Origin of the sequence: Microbacterium sp. CnD16-F (assembly GCF_024124465.1) — a bacterium.
Lineage (GTDB): Bacteria > Actinomycetota > Actinomycetes > Actinomycetales > Microbacteriaceae > Microbacterium > Microbacterium gawkjiense.
Window position 1 is genome coordinate 1 of the sequence record NZ_JAMXSA010000116.1, and the last position, 1,408, is coordinate 1,408.

A 1,408-nucleotide genomic window follows, 5' to 3' on the forward strand; every position below is an offset into this window, starting at 1 on the left:
GATCCGCGAGCCGAGGTTCTCCTCCATCCACATGCGCGCGCCGCCGGCGCCGCAGCAGAAGGAGCGCTCGGAGTTGCGCGGCATCTCGGCGAACTTCGCACCGGGGATGACGCTCAGCAGCTCGCGCGGCGCCTCGTACACCTGGTTGTGGCGGCCGAGGAAGCACGGGTCGTGGTAGGTGATCGTCTTCTCCGGCTCGGCCGAGGCCGCAGCGCCCGCCTTCGGCGCGACCGGCTTCAGCTTGCCCTCGCGCACGAGACGGTTGAGCAGCTGCGTGTGGTGCACGACCTCCAGCTCGACGCCGAACTCGGCGTACTCGTTCTTGAGGGAGTTGAAGCAGTGCGCGCAGGTCGAGACGACCTTCTTGGCCTTCGTCTCCTTCAGCACCTCGGAGTTCTCCATGGCCAGCTGCATGAAGACGATCTCGTTGCCGGCGCGACGGGCCGGGTCGCCGGTGCAGGTCTCGCCGTCACCGAGGATCGCGAACTCGACGCCCGCGGTGTGCAGAAGCTCGGCCACGGCCTGCGTGGTCTTCTTCGCACGGTCCTCGAAGGCACCGGCGCAGCCCACCCAGAACAGCCACTCGACCTCGTCGAGGCTCTCGACGTCGACGCCGACCTGCTTGACCTCGAAGTCGAGGCCCTTGGTCCAGTCGAGGCGGTTCTTGGGGTTCATGCCCCACGGGTTCCCCTTGCGCTCCAGGCCCTTGAAGATGTTGTTCAGCTCGGCCGGGAAGTTGCTCTCGAAGAGCACCTGGAAGCGGCGCATGTCGTCGATGTGGTCGACGTGCTCGATGTCGACGGGGCACTGCTGCACGCAGGCGCCGCAGTTCGTGCACGACCACAGGACGTCGGGGTCGATGACGCCGTACATCTCCTCGTCGCCGATGAGCGGACGCTCGACCTCCTTCTGCTGCTCCTCGGTGCGCTCGTCCTCCGGCACCGACAGCGCGGGGATCTTCGCGTAGGCGTGCTCACGCAGGCCCATCATCAGCAGCTTGGGGCTGAGCGGCTTCTCGGTGTTCCAGGCGGGGCACTGGCTCTGGCAGCGGCCGCACTCGGTGCAGGTGGTGAAGTCGAGCAGACCCTTCCACGAGAAGTCCTCGACCTTGCCGACGCCGAGCTTCTCGAAGTCCTCCTCCTCGAGGTCCTCCATCTTCTCCAGGTCGAGCGGCTGACCGTTGACGAGGATCGGCTTGAGGCCACCGAGGGCCGTGCCGCCGTCGGACTCGCGCTTGAACCAGATGTTCGGCCACGCGAGGAAGCGGTGCCAGGCGACGCCCATCGTCAGGTTGGTGGAGATGACGAGCAGCCAGATCATGGCCGAGACGACCTTGATCATCGCGATGGTGACGATGATCGTCTCCAGCGTCTCGATGTTCTCCTCGCCCGTCGGGTAGAGGTTGCCG

1 protein-coding gene is annotated in these 1,408 nt (G+C 66.3%); it reads right to left on the reverse strand.

Annotation, left to right across the window (positions count from 1 at the left end; all coding sequences use genetic code 11):
- Positions 1-1,408 (reverse strand): (Fe-S)-binding protein (locus NH287_RS15020; protein WP_253036253.1); only part of this gene is annotated, 1,408 nt, incomplete at both ends.